Source organism: Yersinia vastinensis, from assembly GCF_902726565.1.
GTDB classification, from domain to species: Bacteria; Pseudomonadota; Gammaproteobacteria; order Enterobacterales; family Enterobacteriaceae; genus Yersinia; species Yersinia vastinensis.
Genome location: NZ_CACVAF010000001.1, coordinates 453,830 through 477,232 on the forward strand (window position 1 = coordinate 453,830; position 23,403 = coordinate 477,232).

Sequence of the window (23,403 nt, forward strand, 5' to 3'; positions counted from 1 at the left end):
TTTACTGACGAACCTCTTCAAGAAAATTCTGTAGGAAAATTCGCACCATATATAAACTATCGGTTGTCAAAAAATTAACTAAACAGTGATTGGCTAAAATAATGAAGAAAGATCCGTTTTATAGGCATTCACGCCCTGATGGATGTTCCCTTTGACCTGCTGAATGATGTTAATTAATTTTTTGGCGTAGCTCGGATCGGTAGCATAACCGCCGGACTGTAATGCATGTGCTGCACGCTCTGGTGAATTAGCTTTCGCAACATTCTGGTAACGCGGATTGTTTGTTAGCAACGCAGTATAATCTGACAGTGCATCTGAATATGATGGATAGACTTTAAATGCGGCTTTCACTTTTTGTGCCGTGCCATTGATATATTCAGTTGTCATTATTTCCGTTGTATCGCCTTTCCAATCTGACGTCGCCTTTATGCCAAATAAGTTATGGCTTGGTTTACCATTTGTTGTCGTGATTTCTTTATTTCCCCAACCCGATTCAAGTGCCGCTTGAGCAATAATCAGTTGATGTGGAATACCGCTTTTTTGCGCAGCAGTGATAGCGGGTTGCAGCATGCGGGAAATAAAATCAGCGCTTTTTTCTACACCCCCGCTAAAGCGCGACAATAGACTGGCTTCATTTGTCTGGGATACTTGTTGAGTCGTTGTTTCTCGCCGCTTTACGGCGTCCATATTCAAGCTATACGGGGCGGGGGCCACCCCCACAGTATTTTGTGTCATTGAGGGCTGCCCACCCATTTGTCTGACCATCAAGTCGGCAAATCCCATTTTGCTTTGCTCAGCAATATCCTGAGATATTTGCTGATCGTACATTGAGGTAAACATATCCGCTTCCTGACTGTGCAGCAGACCGTCTTTAAATGAAGCGTCACGCATACTCTTGAGCATCATTTGAATAAACATGCCCTCCATCTGCTTTGCCGCTTCTTTCACCCCTTCTTGAGAGTTACTTTTAACTTCACGTTTCAATGCATCGAGGCTGCGAACATCAAAGGCTGCGCCAGTAGAAAAGAGTGCGTTACTCATCAGTTGGTCTCCAACTTAGCGCGTAGGCAACCGGCACTTTTCATTGATTGCATTATCGACATCAGATCATTCGGTGTTGCCCCTAAACTGTTCAGTGCCCGCACCACGCTATTGAGATCAGCGCTAGTCTTCACCTGTTGCAAAGAGCCATTCTGATCGCGAATCGATATTTGTGTATTCGGCGTCACTACCGTTTGTCCACCTGCCAGCGGGGTGTCTGGTTGGCTCACTTCGTTGGTTTGCGTGACTTCAACGGTTAAATCGCCTTGCGCAATAGCACAAGCATCCAAGGCAACATAGCGGTTCATGACGACGGAGCCGGTTCGGGAGTTAACAATCACTTTGGCGTCCATGACACCAACGCGAATGGGAATATTTTGTACATCCGCTAGGAATCGCACTTTCCCCGCGCTGTCGGCAGGGGCGAAAAGCTTAATCGTGCGGGAATCTTCCGCCATGGCTGTTGCACCACCAAAGCGGCGATTTATCTCATCACTGACTTGTTGAGCCAGCGAGAAATCTTCGTCATTGAGTTGCAGCCGCAGGACATTTTGGTTTGCAAAGTTGAGCGGTACTTCGCGTTCAACCGTGGCCCCACCACTGATTCGCCCACCATTTAACTGATTGACTTGTACCCGGCTACCGCCACTTTGCGCACCCGCACCGGATACCAGCAAGTTGCCTTGTGCCAAGGCATAAACCTGATTATCGACACCTTTTAGCGGCGTCATCAGCAACGTGCCACCGCGCAGGCTTTTCGCATTGCCCAGAGAAGAAACCACCACATCTATCTTTTCGCCGGGTCGTGAAAAGGGAGGCAAATCAGCGGTCACCATCACGGCGGCCACATTTTTGAGCTGCATGTTCGTGCCCGCCGGAACGGTTATCCCTAGCTGAGATAGCATGTTATTAAGGCTTTGGGTGGTGAAGGGCGTTTGCATCGTTTGGTCCCCGGTGCCATCCAACCCGACAATCAACCCATACCCCATCAGGGAGTTACTGCGAATCCCCTGAATGGTGGTGAGATCACGAATTCGTTCGGCCTGAGCGCCTTTCGATGTAAAAAAAATCAAGCCAGTACAAAGTAGGCTCAGACACAACGTGAGAAATGAAGTTTTCATTGGCTGTTCATTACAAAGGAGAAAGATTAAGGAACAGACGCTGTAACCAGCCCATCTGCTGTGCTTCGTTGATATATCCGTTCCCGACATATTCAATACGTGCATCGGAAACTTGGGTAGATATCACTGAGTTGTTGCTACTGATCGTGCGTGGATTGACGACGCCGGAGAAACGAATAAATTCGGTACCCTGATTAATCGCGATCTGTTTTTCGCCGACGACCCTCAGGTTGCCGTTCTCTAACAATTGTTGAACTGTAACGGTAATCGTACCGCTGAACGTGTTTTTCGCCGCCGCGCCACCTTTGCCTGAAAAATCATTGGAGCCGCTGATGGAGGTATTCGCACGGTCGCCGCCTAACAATCCAGAGAGTGCGCTGGGGACAGTATCAAGGGATAACCCGGTTGAACCGCCTCGATTGGCATTAGCTGATGAGCTTTTGCTGGCGCTGACATTCTCTTGCAACACAATGGTTAAGGTGTCGCCAACGTTCCTTGGTCTGCGATCTTCAAACATCGGCTGATAGCCATAACTCATCGCCTGTCCGGTTTGAAAAATGGACCCATTTGCGACGGTCATTGCCGGTGACGCCGGGCTGGCCGTTGTTACACCATCGACTAAAGGCTTATGAGGGATATAGGCGCATCCGGTCAGAAACAACGCCAGCACCGCTGACACTGAAGACAACCGTATGATGCGTTGAGTCTTTGGGATTAAAGTCTTTGGGAATATCTGGCAAGCATTCATGTCGGATAGGGTGGAACAAGGCTGGTTTTTCATTTCATCCACTGCGGTCAAAAACAGCCATAAATCGGCCCCCATTTTTACAACAGAGGCCGGACTTATGGGTGCTATCAAAGTTGTGTCAGGCGTTGCAACATCTGGTCTGATGTTGATACGGCTTTGCTATTAATTTCATAGGCGCGCTGAGTCTGGATCATGTTGACCAGTTCCTCCGCAACGTTGACGTTGGAGGTCTCGATATACCCTTGTCGAAGGGATCCACCTCCATTCAGGCCCGGTGTCGTTTCATTGGGAGCACCGGAAGATTGCGTTTCCCGATAGAGATTCTCACCAATGCTTTCGAGGCCGGAATCATTAATGAAGGTGCTGAGTGTGAGCTGCCCTATCTGCTGTGGTGCGGTTTGCCCTGGCACAGTGACGCTGACAATGCCATCTTTCCCTACCGTTAAGGTATCCGCATCCTGCGGGATGGTAATAGCGGGCTGAACGGGATAACCACTGGAGGTCACCAATTGACCATTCTGATCAAACTGGAAAGAGCCATCGCGGGTATAAGCTGTTGTGCCGTCAGTCATCTGTATCTGAAAGAAGCCGTGGCCTTCAATCGCCAAGTCTTTGCTGTTATTCGTTTGAGTCAGGTTACCTTGGCTATGAATACGCTCGGTGGCTACAGGGCGCACACCTGTACCCAGTTGCAGCCCCGTAGGGATCGTGGTCTGCTCTGAAGATTGGGCGCCAGGTTGACGCAGCGTCTGGTAAAGCAAATCTTCAAACACCGCCCGCTGACGCTTAAAGCCATTGGTACTGACGTTTGCCAAGTTATTGGATATCACATCCATATTGGTTTGCTGCGCTTCAAGACCTGTTTTGGCAATCCATAAAGAACGGATCATACTGAAATTCCTCTTTGCCGGGGGTTACCCCATAGCCAGTAGCTGGTTGGCTTTCTTATCGTTATCATCCACAGCGCTGATGACTCTCATGTTCATATCGAAGCCGCGTGCGGTGGCAATCATGTCCACCATTGACTTCACTGGGCTGACATTGCTGCTTTCCAGTGCGCCGGGAACTAACTGTAAATCCTGATCCGCAGGCAACTGAGCCTGTCCGGCATTGGGTGACGTCGATGCGATATGAAACAGACCATCGTCGCCGTGGTACAGATCCTGAAGCTTGGCATTGACCAGTTTCAGTCTCCCAACCTGAGCCAGCGCGGAAGGTTCCTCTCCAGCACCGCGTGCAGTAATGGTGCCATCGGGGGCGATGGTCAACTCTGCCTGTGGCGGTGCATTGATTGGACCACCATCACCCAGCACTGGTAGTCCTCTGACTGTCAGGAGACCTTCACTGTCAATTTCGATGTTGCCAGCACGGGTGTAGCCCTCTGCGCCATCTGGCAGTTCGACTGCCAACCAACCTTCTTGCGGTAGTGCAACATCCAGATTGCGGCCCGTTTGGTTGATGGTCCCCATCGAGTCATCGTGATAGGGCGTCGATTCCGTCACTAATGTGCGAGTTGCAACTGACGGCCCGTCAACTGGCACGGCACGAAAAGCAGAAAGTTGTGCACGAAATCCGGTCGTGGAGGCATTCGCCAGGTTGTTTGACACCACACCCTGACGATTAAGGGCGGCGTTAGCCGCACCCATTGCGGTATAGATTGCGCGATCCATAGAAGTCAGCCGTTAACCGAGGTTAGCCAGAATCTGAAGGAGTTCAGACTGGGTTTTAATGGTCTGTGAGTTGGACTGATAGTTGCGCTGATAAACGATCATGTTGACCATCTCTTTGCTCAGATCAACGTTGGATGCTTCGAGGCGATTGCCATATAAATTGCCTAAGTTTCCAGTGCCAGCAATACCGGTGACGGGCTGCCCTGATTCTGGTGTTTCAGACCAGCAGTTATCGCCTTGAGAAGACAATCCACCAGGGTTGGTGAAGTTCGACAGTACCACCTGACCCAATAATTGCTTCTGACCGTTACTGTAGCTGGCAATAATCTGTCCATTGTCACCGACCACATAGCCATTCATCAGGCCGGGGGCATAACCGGTGGTGGTGGGGCTATCCATGGCCGTATCCGATGCTTGTTGGGTCATACCCGCCATATCCAAATCAAAATCCAGTGGCTCGCCGCCATTAAAGGCTGCACCTCTTACATTCAACTTTGCTGGATTCGTGGTCAGTTGTCCCGAAGTGTCAAAATTCAGTGCTAGCTCCTGATAAACCGGATCACCACTAGCATCTAGCTCTGGAGCGGTGACATTGCTGGAATAGGCTTTCCATTCGTTATCACCGGTTTTAACGTAGTAAATATTGATGGTGTGCTTATTCCCCAAGCTGTCGTAAGCATCTACCTGACTAATGGAGCTATAACTTTTATTGTCTGAAGGATCGAATGGATTGGCAGTTTGGTCTATTGCTTCAGTACCTGAGTTCAGATTACCGCTCAGTGTGCCGCCATCAGAGGCACGAGCAGGCATTTGTCCTGATGGAATCTGAATTTGACCGATGGCCGCTCCCGGCTGAATAGCAGGCGGGGTGCCGGTAGCTTGAAAACCGGTTAAAAACATACCTTGGTTATTGACAATATAGCCGTTTTCATCGGATTTAAATTGTCCATTTCGGCTATAAAATACGCGCCCGGCTTCATTGGTTAAACGGAAGAAACCATTCCCTTGAATACCCATATCAAGGCTGCTGCTGCCCGCACCTAAAACACCATCACTGAAGTTTTGATTAACCGACGATACCTGTACGCCCATACCGACTTGTGAACCGGCAAATACGTCGGCAAAGGCGATAGAACCCGATTTAAACCCGACAGTTTGGGAGTTCGCAATATTGTTACCAACCACATCAAGTGCTTGTGAAGCTGCACTCAGTCCACTAAGACCTTGTGAAAAACTCATAATTAATTTTCCTGAATACTAGAATGAAATATTGAAATCTGATTACTCAATGGAATAAACCTCACCTAATGTGGCGCTGCCATTTAAGCCCAACTGCAATACAGCACCCGTCGCTGAGAATGAAACACTCTCTACTTTGGCTTTCTTCAGGGACTCAATATTGGGAGTATTGCCATCACTATTTGATGCGGAGAACGAGACTTTATACCCACCACCGTCAGCAGGTGGTTCGGCAGGTTGGAAACCACTGAGATCATCAAGCGTAAATTTATTAACACCGGCTTTGATGTCTTTTAATTCGGCAGAATAAGCATTGCCTTGCGCGTCGGTTAGAGTGACAGTGACTTTGTCGGCGTCAGAATCCATATTGAAGCCAAATTCTTTATTGCCATTTTCTTCAAAGGAAACGGACGTATTACCTTCAACCCATACACTTCGACCGACCCAATCCGCAGCATTCATCTGTTGCATACTGGTGACAAGGGTGCCCACCTGACTCAGCGTCGAATTAAGCTGTTGAACGCCTGATGCTGTACTGAACTGTGCCAGTTGGGAAGTTAACTGGTTATTATCCATCGGGTTGGTTGGATCTTGGTTTTGCATCTGCGCAACGAGGAGCGTCATAAAGTTATTGGTTAAATCCTCGGCAGTGTTTCCACTACTTGCCGCACTTGCGTTGCTTCCATTCATTACCGGTGAAACAGCCATTTTTCCGTTCCTTATTGACCCAGAGTCAATGTTTTTAACATCATAGATTTGGCCGTATTAATGACTTCAGCATTGGCCTGATAACTACGTGAAGCGGAAATGGTATTGACCATTTCATTCACAACATTGACGTTTGGCATACGCACATAGCCCTTATCGTCAGCGAGCGGATTGGCTGGCTCATAGAGCATGCGGTCTGGTTCAGTGCTTTCCACGACATCACTCACTTGGACGCCGCCAATTTCCTGCCCTGGTGCGCTATTGACTTGAAAAATAACTTGTCGGGCGCGGTATGGCTGGCCATCAGGCCCGGCAATGCTGTCTGCATTGGCCATGTTGCTGGCACTGACGTTAAGCCGTTTTGATTGCGCTGCCAGAGCCGAACCCGATATTTCAAAGATGCTGAATGTTGACATGGCGATAATTAACCTTGATTGATGACACTCATCATGCCTTTAATTTGTGAAGTGAGAATTGTTAGGCTGGATTGGTATTTCATGCTGTTATCAGCAAAGCTGACACGTTCACGATCCATATCCACCGTATTACCATCGGCACTAGGTTGATCTGGAATTCGATAAAGTAATTGGCTGTTATCAATGGCCGGAGCCACGCCAGCAATATGTGTTCCAGACGTTAATGCCAGAGTTAATGGGCCATGTTCAGGTGCATTTCTATCCACTGCATTTTTTAATTGCTGTGAGAAATCAATATCTCTGGCTAAATACCCTGGTGTATCGACATTAGCGATATTAGACGCCAATATGTCCTGACGTTGGGTTAATAAGCTTAGAGCGTCTTGCTGGAAGCGGAATGCATTATCGAGCTTATCAAGCATGAAAAAAATGACCTCTACCCTATGAATATTAATGCCGTGCATTCTAGGGTTGAATGATTCAATTTTATACTGCGAAGATAAGACAAAAATAACCTTATTTAAAAGGATGAATTTTTTTGTGGTAATTAAAATCATCTATGAATGGAATTGTCGTCATAAATTGCAGCATTTAGAACGTTAATAAACTTAATGACTGACATATACTGCTCACTGGCGAAAACGGATAATAAATAGTTTCATCCCAGATTGTATAATATTAAGGTTAGTGAACTTCATGTTTCTCTTGCGCGGTTTCTTCATTTTATCATTAGTATTTCTTTGCTGTTTCAAGGTACTCGCTGCCTCTGCGGAAAACGAGTCATTGACTGCAAAAATAACAGCATTAGTGAGTTCTCAAAATGGAATACCTGCGGATACGTCGGTTCTTCAGACCATAAAAATTCTTACACCTCCAGAGCAGTTGGACTCTCTTTGTCCGAATCCTGAACTTTCTCTTGCGGGTAATAATACGCGCCTGACAGGAAAGAGAAGCGTCATAGCCCAATGCGGGAACAAGCGTAAATTTGTTCAGATCTCTGTTCAGGCGCAAGGGACTTGGTGGTCTGCACGCCACGCGATAAAGCCCGGTGTCGTTATTCAATCTGAAGATATTGAATCCCGAACTGGCTCGCTAGAGCGTCTACCTGCAGGTCTGATTTTTAACAAAGAACATATTATTGGTCAGACAACGACTCGCTCTATCTCGCCGGGAAATCCCGTGCTTCAAAATCAGTTACGGGCGCGCTGGGCTATCATGTCAGGGCAGGCGGTCGAAGTTATCGCCACCGGGCCGGGGTTTCGTATCCGAGCGAAAGGCAAAGCATTGGACAATGCAGCACTAGGGGAATCTTTAAGAATAACAATGCGTTCAGGTAAAATAATGACGGGTGTCGTGTCTTCGGAAGGCAAAGTCGATATGAACCTTGAAGAATAAATTTTAGTTTTTTTGATAACCACCGATAGTATATTTATACCGCGAGGTCGCAATACAAACGAATTGTTGAGGATGATGATGAGTATAGACCGAACACAACCCCCACTATCAGTAACACCTGTTAATGTTCAGCAGGATTTTAAAATGCGCGCAAAAACAGGAGAGCTAAACTCACAGAATATTGAGAGTGGTGAAAGCTCCGGTACGCAAATTAAATTAAGTAAGCTGACCCAGCAGATACAACTCGATGACTCTCGTGATATCGACTACGATCGTTTAGCTAAAATTCAGGCATCGATGGACGCGGGTGAACTTGACCTCGACAGTGACCAAATTGCTCAGGCTTTGGTACAAGACATCTTTCAACTCTCATAAGCTGCAATAAACAAATGAAAATGGAAAACTTACGCTCCATTCTGCTCAAATTGGAGGGATCTCTCGAAGAACTAGAAGCTATTCTTATCGAGGAGGCGAATCAGTTAAGGCGGACACAAATAAACCCGGTGTCACTGCAAATTGTGTCTGATAGCAAAAGCCAATTATTGTCGACAATCAGTCATTACGATGAACTGCGTAAGCAGCAGGAAATAATACTACAACAGGCTGCACCTTATCATCAGAATACAAGATTGTCCTCTTACTGGAATCATATTATCCAGAAAGTTAAAGTGGCCAATGAGCTGAATGAGAAAATTTATATATTGCTCGATATGCATATGCAGAAAACAAATAACCTGAGCAAAGTGGTTGTTAAAGCCGGTTCGGATTCATCTTTGTATAGCCCAGAAGGACAGTCGAATGTTGCTTCTGCGGGAAAAGTTTATAATTTTAGCGTGTAGATTTCTTTCAGTCATTCCTTCCTATTTAAACTTCCTTTATTAAGGAAGTTTATTTCTGTCAATCAATCGCTTTATTACCTGACACTTTCGTTCACTCTTCGGGCGTTCTCTTTACCGTTTTTTTGCTGCTAAAGCCGTTAAAATAGACAACTCAGAATGAATGAGTGAATAAGTCTAAAAGGCAAGGTTGATGAAGTGGCAAAAATAATATTGCGCAGCGGTTATCTGGATGATTTTATCGCATTGGGTGAAAACGGGCAGACAATATTTGATGCGGCATTACAGATTCGCGAAACATTGCGTCTGCGCAATCAGCACATGCTTCTCGATTGCCTGGCAATACCGCAGAGCAATGATGCGGAAGATAAAGTGGACTGGTATACCCCCCGGGAAGGAACTATCACGCCGTGGGCATGTGCCAGTGAACAGCAATGTGAAGATGCACTGGTTTATCTGGAAAACTGTCTGGTGGCGGCTTATGAGATAAGCCAGCGCTGCCTACAAGCAGAGAAAATAGCTGTTCAGTTATTTGGTTCCTTAATGATAAAGGTTCTCCAATTTCCGGCCAGCCAACATGTATATCTAATTGATAATAAACCCGTTATCACTTTTTGGGGTTTTGTTAACCTGAATGCCTCAGCACGTGAAGATGTGTTTGATTGCCTGCGAGTTTGTCCTCAAGTAGACGATGAGATTCCACCCGTGTTAGAGCAACCTTCGTCAGAGCAACCTTTGGCTGTGGCAGAGGAGGATATCGTTGATCCCGAGGCGGTTATCGTCACGTTAAGCCAGCGGGAAGCGCCACTTTTACCGCCACCCGCGGCCAAGATAGTGGATGAATTACCACCATCCATCCCCCCACAGTCTAAAATACGCTCTATTTGGCAGCGTACCCTACTGAAAATCACGGTATTGATCATCGTGCTTGTGACTATTTTTCTGGCATCCTCTTATTTAACCAAAGAGACAATATTGCCAGAGTCCCCAGAGACAGTGAGTGAGGCGGTCATTCCCGTACCCACACAAGATATCGTCATTCCAGTTAATAAATTGCCATTGCAGTACGCTACAGTTGCCACTCCAGCCATCATCGCCCCGGTCAAAGTGGCAGAAACGGCCCAAGTTGAACCTGCCAACAATGCTCTTACCAATCATGTTCCCGCCAAAAATGCATTAGTGCTTCCAGCGAATGCCGTCAAAGCAGGGTCAACTAAATTTCTGACAGGGACGTGGCGAGCGACCATTGATATTAAAAGCCCGGTAACAGGCCGCCCGGCGAGTCTGCGTTATCAGATAAACAACAAGACCGGCACCGTGCGTACTGTTCATGGCGACAACGTGACCTGTAAATCAGACATTGAATTAGGGTTGATGCAATCCGGCAATTTGGTCATCAAAAGTCGGGGCCAAGCTAAATGCAGTGATGGGACACGTTACTCGTTCCCAGAGGTAACTTGTACACAGGGGCTTACCGGTGCGGCGCAATGCACCGCGCGCTACGCCGATGACACCCTGGTCCCCATCACGTTTATTAAAGTGAGTAAATAATCCCATGCTGGCAAACCTCATCGACTATAAATCGAGTGTCACTCTGGTCAAAAACAGCAGCATCCAGTTTTTGGACTTTGGCCTGACGCCGGTGGAAGTTCATCCCCACAGCGGACGTTTTGTCCGCCAAAGTGTCAATGGCCCACTGCTGCGCCTCGACTATGACCCGCAGTTAAGCCGATTTGTCCTACCCGGTGAAAATGGTGGCACACCTGAGATTGTTAAGCCTGAGAGCACTTTCCCACTTGAACACTCTCTTAAGGTGTTAAATAACCTCTGGTTGCCGCTGCCTTTTATGCGTTTTAGCCCTGGACATGCATTTAGCAATAGCCCGGCTAACTGGGCGCGAGTGCATATTCGGCGTTTGGTCGAACCGGATACGGCGGGAAATACCTTCCGGATCTGTATCGCTTTTGATACCAAAGTTCATACCGATGAAACGGCAAGCCAACTGATGCCCACCACCAGTGATGTTTGCAACGGCACCCGTTTTGCTCTCGCATGGCACGATAACGAAATCAGTGAATTTCTCGATCAAACATGGGTAGACGGTTGGTTGCGTGAAGTGTTTATTCACTATGCCACTGAGCAAGAGGGGCGCAATAAACACGAGCTTCTCAGCGCGATGAAAGCATTTGAGTATCAGGCCCATTTCCTTAATCTACTTGAGATGCTTGGCACTCAAGTCTCAGTGCCAGAAATTCAATTAGTGGGGCAGGCACTGACTGCACCAGCGGTGCCCGTTGACCTGATACTTGATGTCGGGAATACCCATACTTGTGGGGTATTACTGGAAGATCATGGTGAAAAGAATACCGGTTTGCAGCAGAGTGCGGCGCTACATATTCGTTCACTTAGCGAACCTCAATATCTCAGTGAGCCTCTGTTCAGCAGCCGGCTTGAATTCCATGAAGCAAAGTTTGGTAAACACTGTTTTTCAATGGAGGGAGGGCGTGATGATGCTTTTGTCTGGCCATCAATGGTGCGCGTGGGGGATGAAGCACAAAAGTTAGCCATGCAGCGCCAAGGAACTGATGGGGCCAGCGGGATTTCAAGCCCGCGACGTTATCTCTGGGATGATACACCCGCCCCTCAGGCATGGCGCTTCAGCCAATTTAACCACAAGAAACAGAGTGATCCTCGCGCTATTGCGCTGCCGCTAATGAATTTGATCAATGACGATGGGCAGCCGTTATCGGATCTGTCCCCGGAAGAGCGGCTGCCCGTCTTCTCATCAAATTATAGTCGTAGCTCTTTGATGACAATGTTGCTGTGTGAATTGCTGACGCAAGCCTTGGTGCAAATCAACAGCATCAGCCATCGGCAAAGTATGGGACTGGCATCGGCTCCTCGTCAGTTGCGCAATCTCATCCTGACCCTGCCTTCGGCCATGCCGAAACAAGAGCGCGCCATTTTTCGGCATCGGATGCAAGAGGCGATAAAGTTAGTCTGGGAGGCTCTAGGGTGGGTATCAAAATATGATGACCTACCTTCTTTATCTTCAGAAATCAATGTATTGCCACTTCCCGATGTGCATATGGAATGGGATGAGGCCATCTGCGGTCAACTGGTGTGGTTATATAATGAAGCGATGAACAATTATGCGGGGCATTCCCGTGTATTTTTCCAGAATTTGATTCGTCCCGAACGCCTACAGGACAAGGATACTTCTGCTGGCAGCACTCTGCGCGTCGCCTCTATTGATATTGGTGGGGGCACGACTGACATGGCAATTGCTCAATATCAGTTGGATGATGGCATTGGCAGCAATGTGAAAATCACGCCACAATTGCTGTTCAGAGAAGGATTTAAAGTGGCGGGTGATGACATTCTGTTGGATGTAATTCAGCAGAGTGTTTTGCCTGCATTGCAACAGGCTTTGCATCTGGCGGGTGTGAATGATCCCGAAGGGATTATGGCCAAATTGTTTGGCACATCGCCGCTTGATGGTGCGCGCGCTACACTGCGTCAGCAAACAACGTTACAGTTATTTATTCCGCTGGCTAACGCTCTTTTGACACACTGGGAGAACAGCGATCCCCATGATCATTTTGCCCAATTCGACGGGCAATTTGGCGAGCTATTAAGTCAGCGACCGACAGACAATGTGATGAATTACATTCATCAGGCCATTCAGCCTCTATTGCCCGCTGGCGCGCCACATTTTGATGTGTTGGAAACCCCGCTATTGGTGGAGTTGGCAACCCTGAAAGAGGCTTTGTTGGCGGGGCGATTTAGCCTCACTGCGCCCTTGCAGTCGCTGTGCGAAGTTATTAGCCATTACTGCTGTGATGTTTTGTTGGTGACAGGGCGTCCGTCATGCTTACCGGGAATTCAGGCATTATTAAGTGACCTGCAAGCGGTCCCGGTCAATCGTATTGTTTGGTTAGATAGCTATCCTATTCACCAGCAGTTTCCTTTTGGCCGCCAAGGGCGTGTTGATAACCCTAAATCAACGGCAGCACTCGGTGCCATGATCTGTAGTTTAGCGATGGATTTGCGTCTGCCGGGGTTCAATTTTAAAGCAGCAGATATCCAGGCTTATTCCACCATTAGCCACCTCGGCACACTTGATGGCCGTCATGTTTTACATCAGGAGAATGTCTGGTATTCCGACATTGATCTAGACAATCCGGACTCGCGCTTAGATGAAACGAGCTATTTTCCGATGAGGGGAGAGACGTGTCTGGGCTTTCGCCAACTCGCTGATGCACGTTGGCCCGCAACGCCGCTGTATTTGCTGAAAATTAACTCCTCAGAACTGGCCAAACGTATTGCCGGTGATGGTGTGTTATTCGTCCGCCTGCAATACGATGCGAAAAATGAAGGATTTTCACTGGCGCAAGCCAAAATGCAAGATGGCACTCCAGTGGCGCTCGATGGGTTGAAACTAAAACTGAATACCCTGACTCACAGTTATAACGGTGTTGATCACTACTGGATCGACAGCGGGAGTGTCTACCCGAAATGAATCAGTCTAATACCATGCTAAATCAATTGATGAATTGGGTGCAGAGCACCCGGGAACACTCTCCGTTACTGCACCTTGAAGCCGACGGACTGTTGGCACGTTTAACGCATCTGCATTATCGTCAGCAGCAAATTGATGCACTGAATACCTTGCCGATGACACTTGGGTTGTATGGCGAATCCGTAGAGGGAAAACATCATTTACTGAAAATGCTCGCGGCGAAGGGCAGGGATGAGGTTTATGTCCAGTTAGGGGCTACGATGATCAACTATCTGACGCTGATCAACCCCAGCAATACCGCGGCATCCATAGCAGTTCGCTTCACAAACACGCCACCATCCGTGGTGGATGAGGCTTATCCACTGTTGCTCACACTTTTGACTGAAAGTGACTTGGCGCAGCGATTGATACATCAACATCAGACGGATAATCCACACCATCGGGTACCGAACAGTGTCATTGCCGCAACACTCTCGGAGCTGCAGGCACGTCGTCAGATTGAACCGAACGCGGGTATGACGCCTGAACAGTTCTCATCAGTCACTTGTTGTTATCATCGTTATCTCCGTGGCTCCTATCAGCTTGATGACCATCTCCTGCACCAGATGGCAGAATTGGCTCCTTGGTTGAGCCTTAGTGATCGCGCTGAGTTATTGGCACTATTGTGGGGGAAAGACTCTGCACTCACAGCGCAATGGCAACAGCAAGCTCAGACCTTGCAATACCTGGGGGGCGTCACTGAACTGCTGGCCCCCTCTAGCCTCATAACTGAGGGGTTCTTGTTTTATGGGCATTCAGAAGCGCCATTACAAAATGCCGATATTATCGTTTGCCCACTTTATCGTGGAAGAAAACTGACCTGCCAGAGCCTAACCCAACAGGCATTGGCAAGTGTTTGTGCTGAGGTGACCTTTGTTCTCAGCCACTCGTCATCCCTCACAGAGGTCGAGTTGGTGGATATTCCGGCCCATCAGTTAAGTTATTATCAGGACAGATTACAACCCGACATGCTCTTGATATGTGACCCGGTGGCAGAACGCTCGCCGATGATATCAGCCGCCAAGAGTCTTATGCAGTGGGCAACACAGACACAGTCCCAGAGCCAAAACACTATGCCACGGCTTGCCTGGGCGATTACTCCGTTTGATATACGTTTTACTCAACCTCACCATAGGGATGATTCTGTTCAGCGCTTTATGACTCAATCAGGTATTCGTTGGGGGACATTGCAGGCCTTGGATCAGCGCAATATGGCGAGCTTGCAGGAGTGGCTAGCAGCTGCCTTAAGCAGCACTTCTCGGCACTCTCGGTTAGTGTCATTGCAGACGGAACTGACTGAACGGGTGATTAATCAATTTCACAGTATTCACCTCGACATGAGCGCCAATGCTGTTAGTGCTAAACAGCAAGGTGAAGCACTCATTCGCACTTTGCAATCTAAGGCTGCCAGACAGGGGGAGATTATTGGTAAGTTTATGCTCCCTCGAGAAACTCTTTATCAATGTTGGCTGCAATATCAGCAGATATCATTCAGCAAACCGGCAGAGTTGGTACTCAATATCGACTTATTTGATGAGCGTGAGCCGCTTTCCCAAAGTGTTTGTGATCAACGCAGCTTTGCCTCCGCAGTTTATGAGTTGTGGGTAAATCATTTACGCCAGCTCAGCTATCGGCTGTTGTTGATGCCCTCGCTAGATTTGGACCGGAAGCAACTGCAAACACTGTGTGACATGCTGATCAGAATCAGTCATCAACGTGGTCTTCAGCAAACCTTAGAAAGGGTGCTGGCGCGGCATGATAACAGCGCAGCAACGGCTATCACTCATGCGGCCAATGTGCTAAACGATTTTGTCAGTTGGCTGGGTTACAACCATCAAGCCGCAGGAGAAGAACGGCCGATGAGTCGAGTGAATAAATCATCGACCATCTTTGCTTCATCACCACAGGCGAGTGCGACGACCCGTTTAAGGAGTCTGGGTGAACAAACTCAGCATGGCAATGCCGGATACATTTATGACTGGCTGGTCGCCTTATTGACTCGAATAAATGAGAATGTTGACCATGTCTACCCTGATGATATTTCTGTTGATCAACGAGAGATCCTGCATAGTCTTATTATCAGGCAGAAAAATCACAATGGCTCCTTACCTGCCGTCTCTTGAGTCACGCAATGATGAAATGGCGTGAAGCTGTCGGAAAGATTGAAGGACATAACTGAATATCGATAGAAATAGTCGGCTAGCGAAAAGAACTCAACCCAGGTTGCACAATGTTTTCCAGAGTTAAATAACGATCAGGGTTGAGTTATATCTAATTTATAAATATACATATAGAAAATTAATTTTTTAAAGTGTTAAGTTTATCTCTGTTGGTTATTTCTGTTTTGAGGCATAGTTAATGGGGGTGCTAACTGACGCTATGCCACAAACATCACCACCGGTAGAACTATTAAGATGAGATTTCATTGTCATATTTCCCACTTTTTTTGATATATCAACCTTGGCACTGTTATATAGGTTGCGAAATATTGATTGGATTTTTTCTTTATCTGTGATTTCGCCGCCATTATAAATATCAATATTGGCTCGATTGTCCTTACTATAAGGAACTGCGAATTGATATGAAAAACCACTATCTGAACCATAACCAGGATAAGGAATAAATACGTATACTCCCTCAGCTCCGCGAAATCCTGCTTTTCTATCTGCAAAAAATAATCCAATGGCAACCATTGTTTCTGAGTCATTAACATCAACAAATCGAGATTTAAGTTGTATTTCAGGAGAATCAAGGTCTTGGTTCAGAGTCACTGACATATAGTTGACAGTTGTGCCATGCTCCATGTATAGGTTACCTTTCTTATAGCCATCGATACTGGTACGCCAATTAGGGGTATAATAATTAGTATCACTGTCATTGATAATGACGCCTAAAATCTTCTGTTCAATACCCCAAATAAGCCAGTATAAAATGGCCGCTAGAGCGAGCACAACGGCCACAATCGCTGATTTTAACCCAACACCTTTGATTGCGATCATGAGTGCATTTTTTAATGTCTCCCCGCCAATTAACTGTGCCGCGACTTTAATTGCGACGGGAACACCAACGGCGATAATAGTTCCTCCTAGCGTTTGTACCACAAACTGTGTAGTACTTGTAGATTCAGCCAATGCTCTAAGATTTTTGTTAGTTGTTTTTACCCAATCGGTTACTTTAGTACCGGTGTAATCACTGGCAATTAATGCATTTTTGCGTGAAATAAAAATATTAGGTTCAAGTTCTACACTTGCTTCAGAAAGAATTCTATCATCCCCTTCATCTGTGAAGCCTTTGAAATTATTTACTCCTTCGATAACTCTACGACGATACTCTTTGATTGACTCCTGAAGTGTATATTTATCATGGTCGAAAAGACTTTTAAGTTCTATGTTAAATTTATCCTCTATATTTGATATGGAGGCTAATACTTCATTATGCAATGAATTGTCTTTAGTCATATTTTATCCTTATTAATATCGTTAAGCAGGTATGAAAGTAATAAATAATAAATCCCGTCATAACGTTAAATTTATGACTAAGATTATCTTTATTTATAAAATCCAACAAAATAAATTCTGTGTCTAAAGTGTATTTTTGTCAAATGCATAAAATGATTAAAACCAATAAATCCATTTAACATATTGATGTTGATTAAAAAAATAATAAACTGACAACGTTACTGTTCGTAAATAAAAACTTAATTATTATGATAAATAATAGTGGTTAATATGCACTAACACACTGACATTATTTGGTTAATTAGACTTATGAGATAGACTTGATTTCAATAATGGGTTGATGATTATTTCTCGACTAAAAAGATGGGCTGTTATTTCTCTTTAGGGGCGTTTCATACAAGCAACGTAACAGCCTTGGATAAAACAGAATATTACGCTTGCGGGGTCTATCATGAACATCTTTTCGGTTAGTTATTCAAAGGAAAATCAGGCAATCTATTTGTGTCGCTTGTTCCATTGTTCTGAGGCCACCATCTTAAGCCGTTCATCTTTGTGCTATGTGTGGTTGAGACTTTGGTATTTGATGAAGAGTCTAAACGCCAGAAAGCAAAAAACCAGCCGTTAAGCTGGTTTCTCTAAAGATGGTGCCCGGACTCGGACAACCCGCGCAGCGGTGTTGAACGTCGCTTGCGACGGCCCCGTAGGGGTGAGCGCTGCTTGCAGGGCGAATAATCGAACGTGTTCGATGAAGAGTCGAAACGCCAGAAAGCAAAAAACCAGCTGTTAAGCTGGTTTCTCTAAAGATGGTGCCCGGACTCGGAATCGAACCAAGGACACGGGGATTTTCAATCCCCTGCTCTACCGACTGAGCTATCCGGGCAACGGGGCGCATTAAACCGTATTGGCGTTAAATCGTCAATGAGTTTCTCATATATTGGCGATCGGTTGCTCTCTTTTCACGCAAAAATAGCTAAAAATCGGTTGGCGTGGTTATTTTTGTCGCAAAATTCAAAGTTTCATCTACTTGATTTATCGATTTTTTATTTTTTAGCACGTTAGATAACAATAGCTTAGATATTCACTAAATATGCATTTTTATTGAATTCTAAGGGTTGAATCACCTTCGGAAACATGTAATTATTGCGCAAATTTAGCGTTACTATTCATTCCTCTAGTCCATATTATTTCGAGAATTTAAGCAGGAGGCGGTTATGACAGTTTTACACTATTCAATGCATATCAAGCGCTTCTGGTGTCATTTCCTCAGTGTTATTTCTGCTAAGTCTCTTATCCCCTCCATGCGGTAAGGCTATCTGTTGCTCACTGTTAGGCATTATTAAAAATAGAGCCAATTCTCTGATTTTACTGATGTCTATTGGTTGATGCTGAAACCAATTCACTCATTAATTCTGGCTTTTCTTTTGCCCCGAGAAAGTGCGCGTTAAAGATATCAATTTGCCGGCATCACATAAGTTTTCCAATATTGTGTGATGTCATCTATATGCCAAAGTGGCAGCCTCATACCTGACCGTTTGAGAGTAAGTGATATGACACAGTTAAAAATTGCAACGAGTGCTCGTTTGGCTTCTTATGTAGAAAGTCAGCGAGGGATGGTATACCTCAATCAGACCGATTTTACTGACGTTGCCGCCGTGGTTATGTCGGTTGAAGATGCGAATGCCGGTCTATTGGCAAAACTGAATGATTTAGGCTTTGCTATTCCTACTTTTGTTGCTGTCACCGCAGAACAGACAGTATCTGCGGATTTTTTGCCCCTGATTAAAGGTGTCATCACTCTCGGCGAAGCCAATAAAGCTTTTTACAATGCACAGGTAGAAGCCGCTGCTAGTGAATATCAAAAGAATCTATTACCGCCTTTTTTCTCAACATTGAAAAAATATGTTGAGATGCAAAATTCGACTTTTGCATGCCCGGGGCACCAAGGCGGTGAGTTTTTCCGTAAACATCCGGCCGGTCGTCAATTTTTTGAATTCTATGGCGAGACTATTTTCCGTTCAGATATGTGCAACGCCGATGTCAAATTGGGTGATTTGCTGATTCATGAAGGGGCAGCGAAAGAGGCACAAAAATATGCAGCAAAGGTCTTCAATGCGGATAAAACCTATTTTGTTCTGAATGGAACTTCATCGGCCAACAAAGTTGTCACCAACGCCTTATTAACCCGCGGTGATTTGGTATTGTTCGATCGTAATAACCATAAATCCAACCATCATGGTGCGCTGATTCAAGCTGGCGCAACCCCTGTCTATCTAGAAACAGCCCGCAATCCGTTTGGTTTTATTGGTGGGATTGATGCTCATTGTTTTGATGAGCGTTATTTGCGTCAACAGTTGCGAGAAGTTGCACCTGAACGTGCAGATGATGTTCGACCATTTCGGCTGGCTATCATCCAATTAGGCACCTATGACGGTACGGTATATAACGCCCGTCAGGTGGTTGATAGTATTGGTCATTTATGTGACTACATTTTGTTTGATTCTGCATGGGTAGGTTACGAGCAATTTATTCCTATGATGAAGGATTTCTCGCCACTACTATTGGAATTGAATGAAAATGATCCTGGGATTATTGTGACTCAGTCAGTGCATAAGCAGCAGGCTGGTTTTTCACAGACCTCACAGGTACACAAAAAAGATAATCACATTAAAGGGCAAAAACGTCACTGTAACCATAAGCGCTTTAATAATGCGTTTATGTTGCATGCGTCGACCAGTCCATTTTATCCATTATTTGCGGCACTGGATGTTAATGCCAAAATACATTCCGGTGACAGTGGACGCCGCATGTGGATGGACTGCGTAAAATTGGGTATCGAGACTCGGAAGTTATTATTAGAGCGCTGTTCAATGTTACGGCCATTTATTCCACCGCTCGTGGATGGTCAGAATTGGCAAGACTACGATACTGAGATTATTGCTAATGATGCTCGTTTCTTTAATTTTGTACCTAATGAGCGTTGGCACGGATTTGAAGGGTATAACCAAGATCAGTATTTGGTCGATCCTTGTAAGTTGTTGCTGACGACGCCGGGCATCGATGCCAGCAGTGGCCAATATACTGAGTTTGGCGTGCCGGCGGCAATATTGGCGACCTTCTTGCGTGAGAATGGTATTGTGCCGGAAAAATGCGATCTTAATTCGATCCTGTTCCTACTGACTCCGGCAGAAAATCCAGCCAAAATGACTCATCTGGTTGATATGTTAGTGCAATTTGAGCGCTATCTTGAGCAAGACGCACTGTTGTGTGATGTATTGCCGACAATATATCGGAAGAATGAAGAGCGTTATCGTGGCTATACCCTGCGTCAGTTATGCCAAGAAATGCATGACTTATATGTCAGCTATGATGTTAAGCAATTACAAAAGGATATGTTCCGCAAAGCCAGCTTCCCGAAAATTGTTATGAACCCGCAGGATGCCAATATCCAGTTTGTCCGCGACAATATTGAATTAATTCCTATTGCTGAAGCGGAAGGGCGCATTGCTGCCGAAGGAGCATTGCCTTATCCACCAGGAGTGCTGTGTGTGGTGCCAGGTGAAGTATGGGGCGGGGCGGTGCAACGATACTTTCTGGCGTTGGAAGAAGGCATAAACTTATTACCGGGCTTCTCTCCTGAATTACAGGGCGTTTATATCGAAAAAGGCGATGTGGAGTGGCGTCGTATCTTTGGTTATGTCATTACTCAGTGATCCGAGTTCTGAATTAATGAGAAGCAGCCGATGAAAGTGGTCGGCTGCCTAAAAATGAATCGATTATTATAATTTAAGCAAAATGTTAGGCTGGTTAGTAGCCGAAATAGCGCGCTAACAAAACAGTGCCGGAAACCAGCAATAAGATATTTATTAGGCGGATGAGTTGGTCGCGGTTGATCCCCAAACTGATTTTATTAGCAATAATCAATCCGATTAACATCCCCGGCGCCAGCAGTAGCACCATCCATAAAATCGAAAGGTCCATATAGACCCCTGCCAGAGCAAATAAAATGACTCTAGTTAATGTGCTTAGACCAATAAGTGTTGTTTGAGTAATCCGTAGATTATCTTTACTGGCAATCCGCCCAGATAAATAAATGGCATAGATAAACCCACCACTGCCAAATAATGCACTGAAAATACCACCAACTAAACCGAAAGGAATGGCAGCAATTGGCTTGAATTGCCCTTGGGGTTTGCGCCGACTCAGTGCGTAAATTGCATACAGGATGACAAATATACCCAATGCTAAGAGCAAAATATCGGGCCGGGTACGTAGCAATACTGTTGCACCAATCAGACTTCCTATAATCATCAAGGGCACCAGCCGCTTAAGTTCAGCCATCTCCGCATGGCGACTATGGCGTGCCACATTGGTAATTGCGGCAAACATATCGACAATTGCCAGCAATGGGACAATTTTAGCCACGGGAATAAATAGTGCTAACACCGGGCTAGCAATCAATGCAGAGCCAAATCCAGTGAGGCCAAAAATAGTATAGGCGATGACCATGGTAGAGAAGATGGCCGCCATTTCAAAAACGGTAAGTCCAAAGTCCATTTATTCAGTCTGCCAGAGATTGGGAGATAATGAGCGTTACTATAAGAGTTTTATTGAGAATGGCTGTTATTTAAATGAGCTAATAACAAAAAATGGCACAGCGAACTGTGCCATTTTAATTTTGCTCATCCAATGCTAATAAATCTAGTGGCGACGGTAACTCTTCTGTGCACTGTTCACTTTCACCAAATAACGGCGAGATTCACCGGATGGGTGTTTAGTGGTGAGTGTCTGGAAGACATCTCCTGGCGCCATATTATTAATAATATTTACTGCCTGATTTTTATCATTGGAGAAGACCCGCAATACGCTACCTGCTCCACCATTATAAGACGTAATAACGGCATAACGCCGTGAGGTCGCATTTTGAATGCCGCCTAAATAGGTGTTTTGCAAGATAGCCAGATACGCCGTGCCAGCATCGATATTATTTGCAGGATCAAACAGATAGCTGCGGCTTGGTTGGCCACTTTTACCTTTGAGTTTAAAGACATCTCGCCCGGCAGTATGCTGAACAACCTGCATCAGACCCAGTGCATCCGAGCCACTTACAGCATATGGGTTGAAGCTTGATTCTGTTTGCATAATTGCCAGAATTAATGACTCTTCCACGCCATATCTTTCGGCAGATTGACGAACCAATGGTAGATATTTGTGAGCACGTTTATCCAAATGGTTCGGCACTAATTGCAACGTAACCGACCAGATAACATGCAAACCAGATGTGCGTTTTTGCATTTTGGTTTGCAATAAATAATCGGCAAAATGCGCTGCGCGCCATTCCCAACGAATGGGTTGGCCGTTGTTATCCAGTACCTGTCCGTAAAGGAACGGTTCTTTACTGATCTGGATATCGTTAGCATCAGAATAGAGGTCGATTGAGCCGGGGTCATCGCCCATCAATAATGTGGTAATAATTGCCTGACGTAAGTGAGCTGCCGGATCGGTCGTGGCAATGGTTTCAACTGTAATCGTACCGGCATCAAAGTTGATATGACTGCGGGTTTGATATTGGTCCGTATACTTAACGTAATCCTTTGGACCCGCAATTAAGACTTCTTTTAATCCCCAAATATTCTCAATGTTATGGGCAAATTGGCCCATTAAAATCTCAAAACCGTTAGTGTCTTTGATAAAGGCTTCGTTTTCTGCCTGATTTTTATTGCCTGAGCAAGACACTAATAAGGGTGCGATTACCAGCAAAGCTAAAATTTTCTTCATCTTACAAGCCATATATTGATGAAAAATATCCCCGCTATACTTCAAGTCGCCAGCCTTCCTGCGATTTGAAGTATTTAGGGGATAACAGTGGGGTCAATAGATCCCAAGTGGTTACTGACTTGGAGGTGTGTAACCTTCAATATGAACATCCTGCCCCTCGAACAAGAAATTAACCATCTCTTGTTCTAGCAATTTACGGTCTTCGACATTCATCATGCTGAGTTTTTTCTCATTAATCAGCATGGTTTGTTTCGCTATCCATTGTGACCAAGCTTCTTTTGAGATTTCGTTATAAATACGTTTGCCAATCTCACCCGGATACAACTGAAAATCTTGCCCTTCAGCATCCTTCTTTAAAAACGTGCAAAAAATCGTTCTGCTCATGCTAAATCCTCTCCAAATAAAGCTGTTTGGGTAGATGGTTGGGTGTGCCCC

20 protein-coding genes and 1 tRNA gene are annotated in these 23,403 nt (G+C 45.7%); 7 read left to right on the plus strand and 14 right to left on the minus strand.

Going from position 1 to position 23,403, the window contains the following annotated elements:
* Positions 1 to 93: 93 nt before the first annotated feature.
* From flgJ to flgB, 9 genes are all read right to left on the minus strand, one after another.
* Positions 94 to 1,041 carry a flagellar assembly peptidoglycan hydrolase FlgJ gene (flgJ, locus tag HUZ92_RS02020; RefSeq protein WP_072087736.1) on the minus strand — a complete coding sequence of 316 codons (948 nt, stop codon included), beginning with the start codon at positions 1,039 to 1,041 and terminating at the stop codon, positions 94 to 96.
* Positions 1,041 to 2,162, minus strand: coding sequence for a flagellar basal body P-ring protein FlgI (locus tag HUZ92_RS02025; RefSeq protein WP_050097940.1), 1,122 nt, complete (start codon positions 2,160 to 2,162; stop codon positions 1,041 to 1,043). The genes flgJ and HUZ92_RS02025 overlap by 1 nt, the downstream gene beginning before the upstream one ends.
* Positions 2,163 to 2,172: 10 nt before the next feature.
* Entirely contained in the window at positions 2,173 to 2,943 is a 771-nt protein-coding gene (locus HUZ92_RS02030; RefSeq protein ID WP_235896999.1) for a flagellar basal body L-ring protein FlgH, read from the minus strand.
* Between the two features lie 74 nt (positions 2,944 to 3,017).
* Positions 3,018 to 3,800, minus strand: a complete 783-nt coding sequence (gene flgG / locus HUZ92_RS02035; RefSeq protein WP_050097941.1) for a flagellar basal-body rod protein FlgG — start codon at positions 3,798 to 3,800, stop codon at positions 3,018 to 3,020.
* Between the two features lie 24 nt (positions 3,801 to 3,824).
* Positions 3,825 to 4,580, minus strand: a complete 756-nt coding sequence (locus HUZ92_RS02040; RefSeq protein WP_050097942.1) for a flagellar basal body rod protein FlgF — start codon at positions 4,578 to 4,580, stop codon at positions 3,825 to 3,827.
* Between the two features lie 12 nt (positions 4,581 to 4,592).
* Positions 4,593 to 5,819, minus strand: coding sequence for a flagellar hook protein FlgE (gene flgE, locus HUZ92_RS02045; RefSeq protein ID WP_050097943.1), 1,227 nt, complete (start codon positions 5,817 to 5,819; stop codon positions 4,593 to 4,595).
* A gap of 42 nt (positions 5,820 to 5,861) precedes the next feature.
* Positions 5,862 to 6,527 carry a flagellar hook assembly protein FlgD gene (locus HUZ92_RS02050; RefSeq protein ID WP_050097944.1) on the minus strand — a complete coding sequence of 222 codons (666 nt, stop codon included), beginning with the start codon at positions 6,525 to 6,527 and terminating at the stop codon, positions 5,862 to 5,864.
* Positions 6,528 to 6,538: 11 nt separating this feature from the next.
* On the minus strand, positions 6,539 to 6,943 hold the full coding sequence (gene flgC, locus HUZ92_RS02055) for a flagellar basal body rod protein FlgC (RefSeq protein WP_050097945.1): 405 nt from the start codon (positions 6,941 to 6,943) through the stop codon (positions 6,539 to 6,541).
* Positions 6,944 to 6,951: 8 nt separating this feature from the next.
* On the minus strand, positions 6,952 to 7,365 hold the full coding sequence (gene flgB, locus HUZ92_RS02060; RefSeq protein ID WP_050097946.1) for a flagellar basal body rod protein FlgB: 414 nt from the start codon (positions 7,363 to 7,365) through the stop codon (positions 6,952 to 6,954).
* A gap of 361 nt (positions 7,366 to 7,726) precedes the next feature.
* Between flgB and flgA the strand changes: the two genes are divergently transcribed.
* The 6 genes from flgA to HUZ92_RS02090 all read left to right on the plus strand — a co-directional run bounded on the left by flgA (position 7,727) and on the right by HUZ92_RS02090 (position 15,858).
* The gene (flgA, locus tag HUZ92_RS02065; RefSeq protein ID WP_230678369.1) at positions 7,727 to 8,338 is read left to right on the plus strand and encodes a flagellar basal body P-ring formation chaperone FlgA; all 612 of its coding nucleotides are present in this window, start codon (positions 7,727 to 7,729) and stop codon (positions 8,336 to 8,338) included.
* Positions 8,339 to 8,482: 144 nt separating this feature from the next.
* Entirely contained in the window at positions 8,483 to 8,713 is a 231-nt protein-coding gene (locus HUZ92_RS02070; RefSeq protein WP_087770135.1) for a flagellar biosynthesis anti-sigma factor FlgM, read from the plus strand.
* A 14-nt stretch (positions 8,714 to 8,727) separates the two neighbouring features.
* Positions 8,728 to 9,177: a flagella synthesis protein FlgN gene (locus HUZ92_RS02075; RefSeq protein ID WP_050097948.1), complete on the plus strand. Its 450-nt coding sequence runs from the start codon at positions 8,728 to 8,730 to the stop codon at positions 9,175 to 9,177.
* A 195-nt stretch (positions 9,178 to 9,372) separates the two neighbouring features.
* Positions 9,373 to 10,725, plus strand: a complete 1,353-nt coding sequence (locus HUZ92_RS02080; RefSeq protein ID WP_050140112.1) for an SrfA family protein — start codon at positions 9,373 to 9,375, stop codon at positions 10,723 to 10,725.
* A 4-nt stretch (positions 10,726 to 10,729) separates the two neighbouring features.
* Complete coding sequence (locus HUZ92_RS02085) at positions 10,730 to 13,696, plus strand: virulence factor SrfB (protein ID WP_050295988.1); 2,967 nt, start codon at positions 10,730 to 10,732, stop codon at positions 13,694 to 13,696.
* Positions 13,693 to 15,858 carry a virulence factor SrfC family protein gene (locus HUZ92_RS02090; protein WP_145579854.1) on the plus strand — a complete coding sequence of 722 codons (2,166 nt, stop codon included), beginning with the start codon at positions 13,693 to 13,695 and terminating at the stop codon, positions 15,856 to 15,858. Before HUZ92_RS02085 ends, HUZ92_RS02090 begins: the two co-directional genes overlap by 4 nt.
* Before the next feature lie 210 nt (positions 15,859 to 16,068).
* Here HUZ92_RS02090 and HUZ92_RS02095 read toward each other — a convergent pair whose 3' ends face one another.
* Both HUZ92_RS02095 and HUZ92_RS02100 read right to left on the minus strand, forming a co-directional pair.
* Positions 16,069 to 17,193 carry a hypothetical protein gene (locus HUZ92_RS02095; protein ID WP_145579855.1) on the minus strand — a complete coding sequence of 375 codons (1,125 nt, stop codon included), beginning with the start codon at positions 17,191 to 17,193 and terminating at the stop codon, positions 16,069 to 16,071.
* Between the two features lie 804 nt (positions 17,194 to 17,997).
* Positions 17,998 to 18,073: transfer RNA gene (locus HUZ92_RS02100), tRNA-Phe, on the minus strand.
* 667 nt (positions 18,074 to 18,740) lie between these two features.
* On the opposite strand from HUZ92_RS02100, the gene speF reads away from it, so the two are divergent.
* Positions 18,741 to 20,903: an ornithine decarboxylase SpeF gene (gene speF, locus HUZ92_RS02105; RefSeq protein ID WP_050140233.1), complete on the plus strand. Its 2,163-nt coding sequence runs from the start codon at positions 18,741 to 18,743 to the stop codon at positions 20,901 to 20,903.
* A gap of 94 nt (positions 20,904 to 20,997) precedes the next feature.
* Here the strand turns inward: speF and HUZ92_RS02110 are convergent, their stop codons facing one another.
* The 3 genes from HUZ92_RS02110 to HUZ92_RS02120 all read right to left on the minus strand — a co-directional run bounded on the left by HUZ92_RS02110 (position 20,998) and on the right by HUZ92_RS02120 (position 23,352).
* Positions 20,998 to 21,747: a sulfite exporter TauE/SafE family protein gene (locus HUZ92_RS02110; protein WP_050097954.1), complete on the minus strand. Its 750-nt coding sequence runs from the start codon at positions 21,745 to 21,747 to the stop codon at positions 20,998 to 21,000.
* 144 nt (positions 21,748 to 21,891) lie between these two features.
* Positions 21,892 to 22,968, minus strand: a complete 1,077-nt coding sequence (gene mltC / locus HUZ92_RS02115) for a membrane-bound lytic murein transglycosylase MltC (protein ID WP_050097955.1) — start codon at positions 22,966 to 22,968, stop codon at positions 21,892 to 21,894.
* A gap of 111 nt (positions 22,969 to 23,079) precedes the next feature.
* Entirely contained in the window at positions 23,080 to 23,352 is a 273-nt protein-coding gene (locus tag HUZ92_RS02120; RefSeq protein ID WP_050097956.1) for an oxidative damage protection protein, read from the minus strand.
* Between the last annotated feature and the right edge of the window lie 51 nt (positions 23,353 to 23,403).

Bases quoted from the DNA above. Each gene is read 5' to 3' on its own strand.
- flgJ (WP_072087736.1), bottom strand. From the start codon at position 1,041: ATGAGTAACGCACTCTTTTCTACTGGCGCAGCCTTTGATGTTCGCAGC.
- HUZ92_RS02025 (WP_050097940.1), bottom strand. From the start codon at position 2,162: ATGAAAACTTCATTTCTCACGTTGTGTCTGAGCCTACTTTGTACTGGC.
- HUZ92_RS02030 (WP_235896999.1), bottom strand. From the start codon at position 2,943: ATGAAAAACCAGCCTTGTTCCACCCTATCCGACATGAATGCTTGCCAG.
- flgG (WP_050097941.1), bottom strand. From the start codon at position 3,800: ATGATCCGTTCTTTATGGATTGCCAAAACAGGTCTTGAAGCGCAGCAA.
- HUZ92_RS02040 (WP_050097942.1), bottom strand. From the start codon at position 4,580: ATGGATCGCGCAATCTATACCGCAATGGGTGCGGCTAACGCCGCCCTT.
- flgE (WP_050097943.1), bottom strand. From the start codon at position 5,819: ATGAGTTTTTCACAAGGTCTTAGTGGACTGAGTGCAGCTTCACAAGCA.
- HUZ92_RS02050 (WP_050097944.1), bottom strand. From the start codon at position 6,527: ATGGCTGTTTCACCGGTAATGAATGGAAGCAACGCAAGTGCGGCAAGT.
- flgC (WP_050097945.1), bottom strand. From the start codon at position 6,943: ATGTCAACATTCAGCATCTTTGAAATATCGGGTTCGGCTCTGGCAGCG.
- flgB (WP_050097946.1), bottom strand. From the start codon at position 7,365: ATGCTTGATAAGCTCGATAATGCATTCCGCTTCCAGCAAGACGCTCTA.
- HUZ92_RS02070 (WP_087770135.1), top strand. From the start codon at position 8,483: ATGCGCGCAAAAACAGGAGAGCTAAACTCACAGAATATTGAGAGTGGT.
- HUZ92_RS02075 (WP_050097948.1), top strand. From the start codon at position 8,728: ATGAAAATGGAAAACTTACGCTCCATTCTGCTCAAATTGGAGGGATCT.
- HUZ92_RS02085 (WP_050295988.1), top strand. From the start codon at position 10,730: ATGCTGGCAAACCTCATCGACTATAAATCGAGTGTCACTCTGGTCAAA.
- HUZ92_RS02090 (WP_145579854.1), top strand. From the start codon at position 13,693: ATGAATCAGTCTAATACCATGCTAAATCAATTGATGAATTGGGTGCAG.
- HUZ92_RS02095 (WP_145579855.1), bottom strand. From the start codon at position 17,193: ATGACTAAAGACAATTCATTGCATAATGAAGTATTAGCCTCCATATCA.
- speF (WP_050140233.1), top strand. From the start codon at position 18,741: ATGACACAGTTAAAAATTGCAACGAGTGCTCGTTTGGCTTCTTATGTA.
- HUZ92_RS02110 (WP_050097954.1), bottom strand. From the start codon at position 21,747: ATGGACTTTGGACTTACCGTTTTTGAAATGGCGGCCATCTTCTCTACC.
- mltC (WP_050097955.1), bottom strand. From the start codon at position 22,968: ATGAAGAAAATTTTAGCTTTGCTGGTAATCGCACCCTTATTAGTGTCT.
- HUZ92_RS02120 (WP_050097956.1), bottom strand. From the start codon at position 23,352: ATGAGCAGAACGATTTTTTGCACGTTTTTAAAGAAGGATGCTGAAGGG.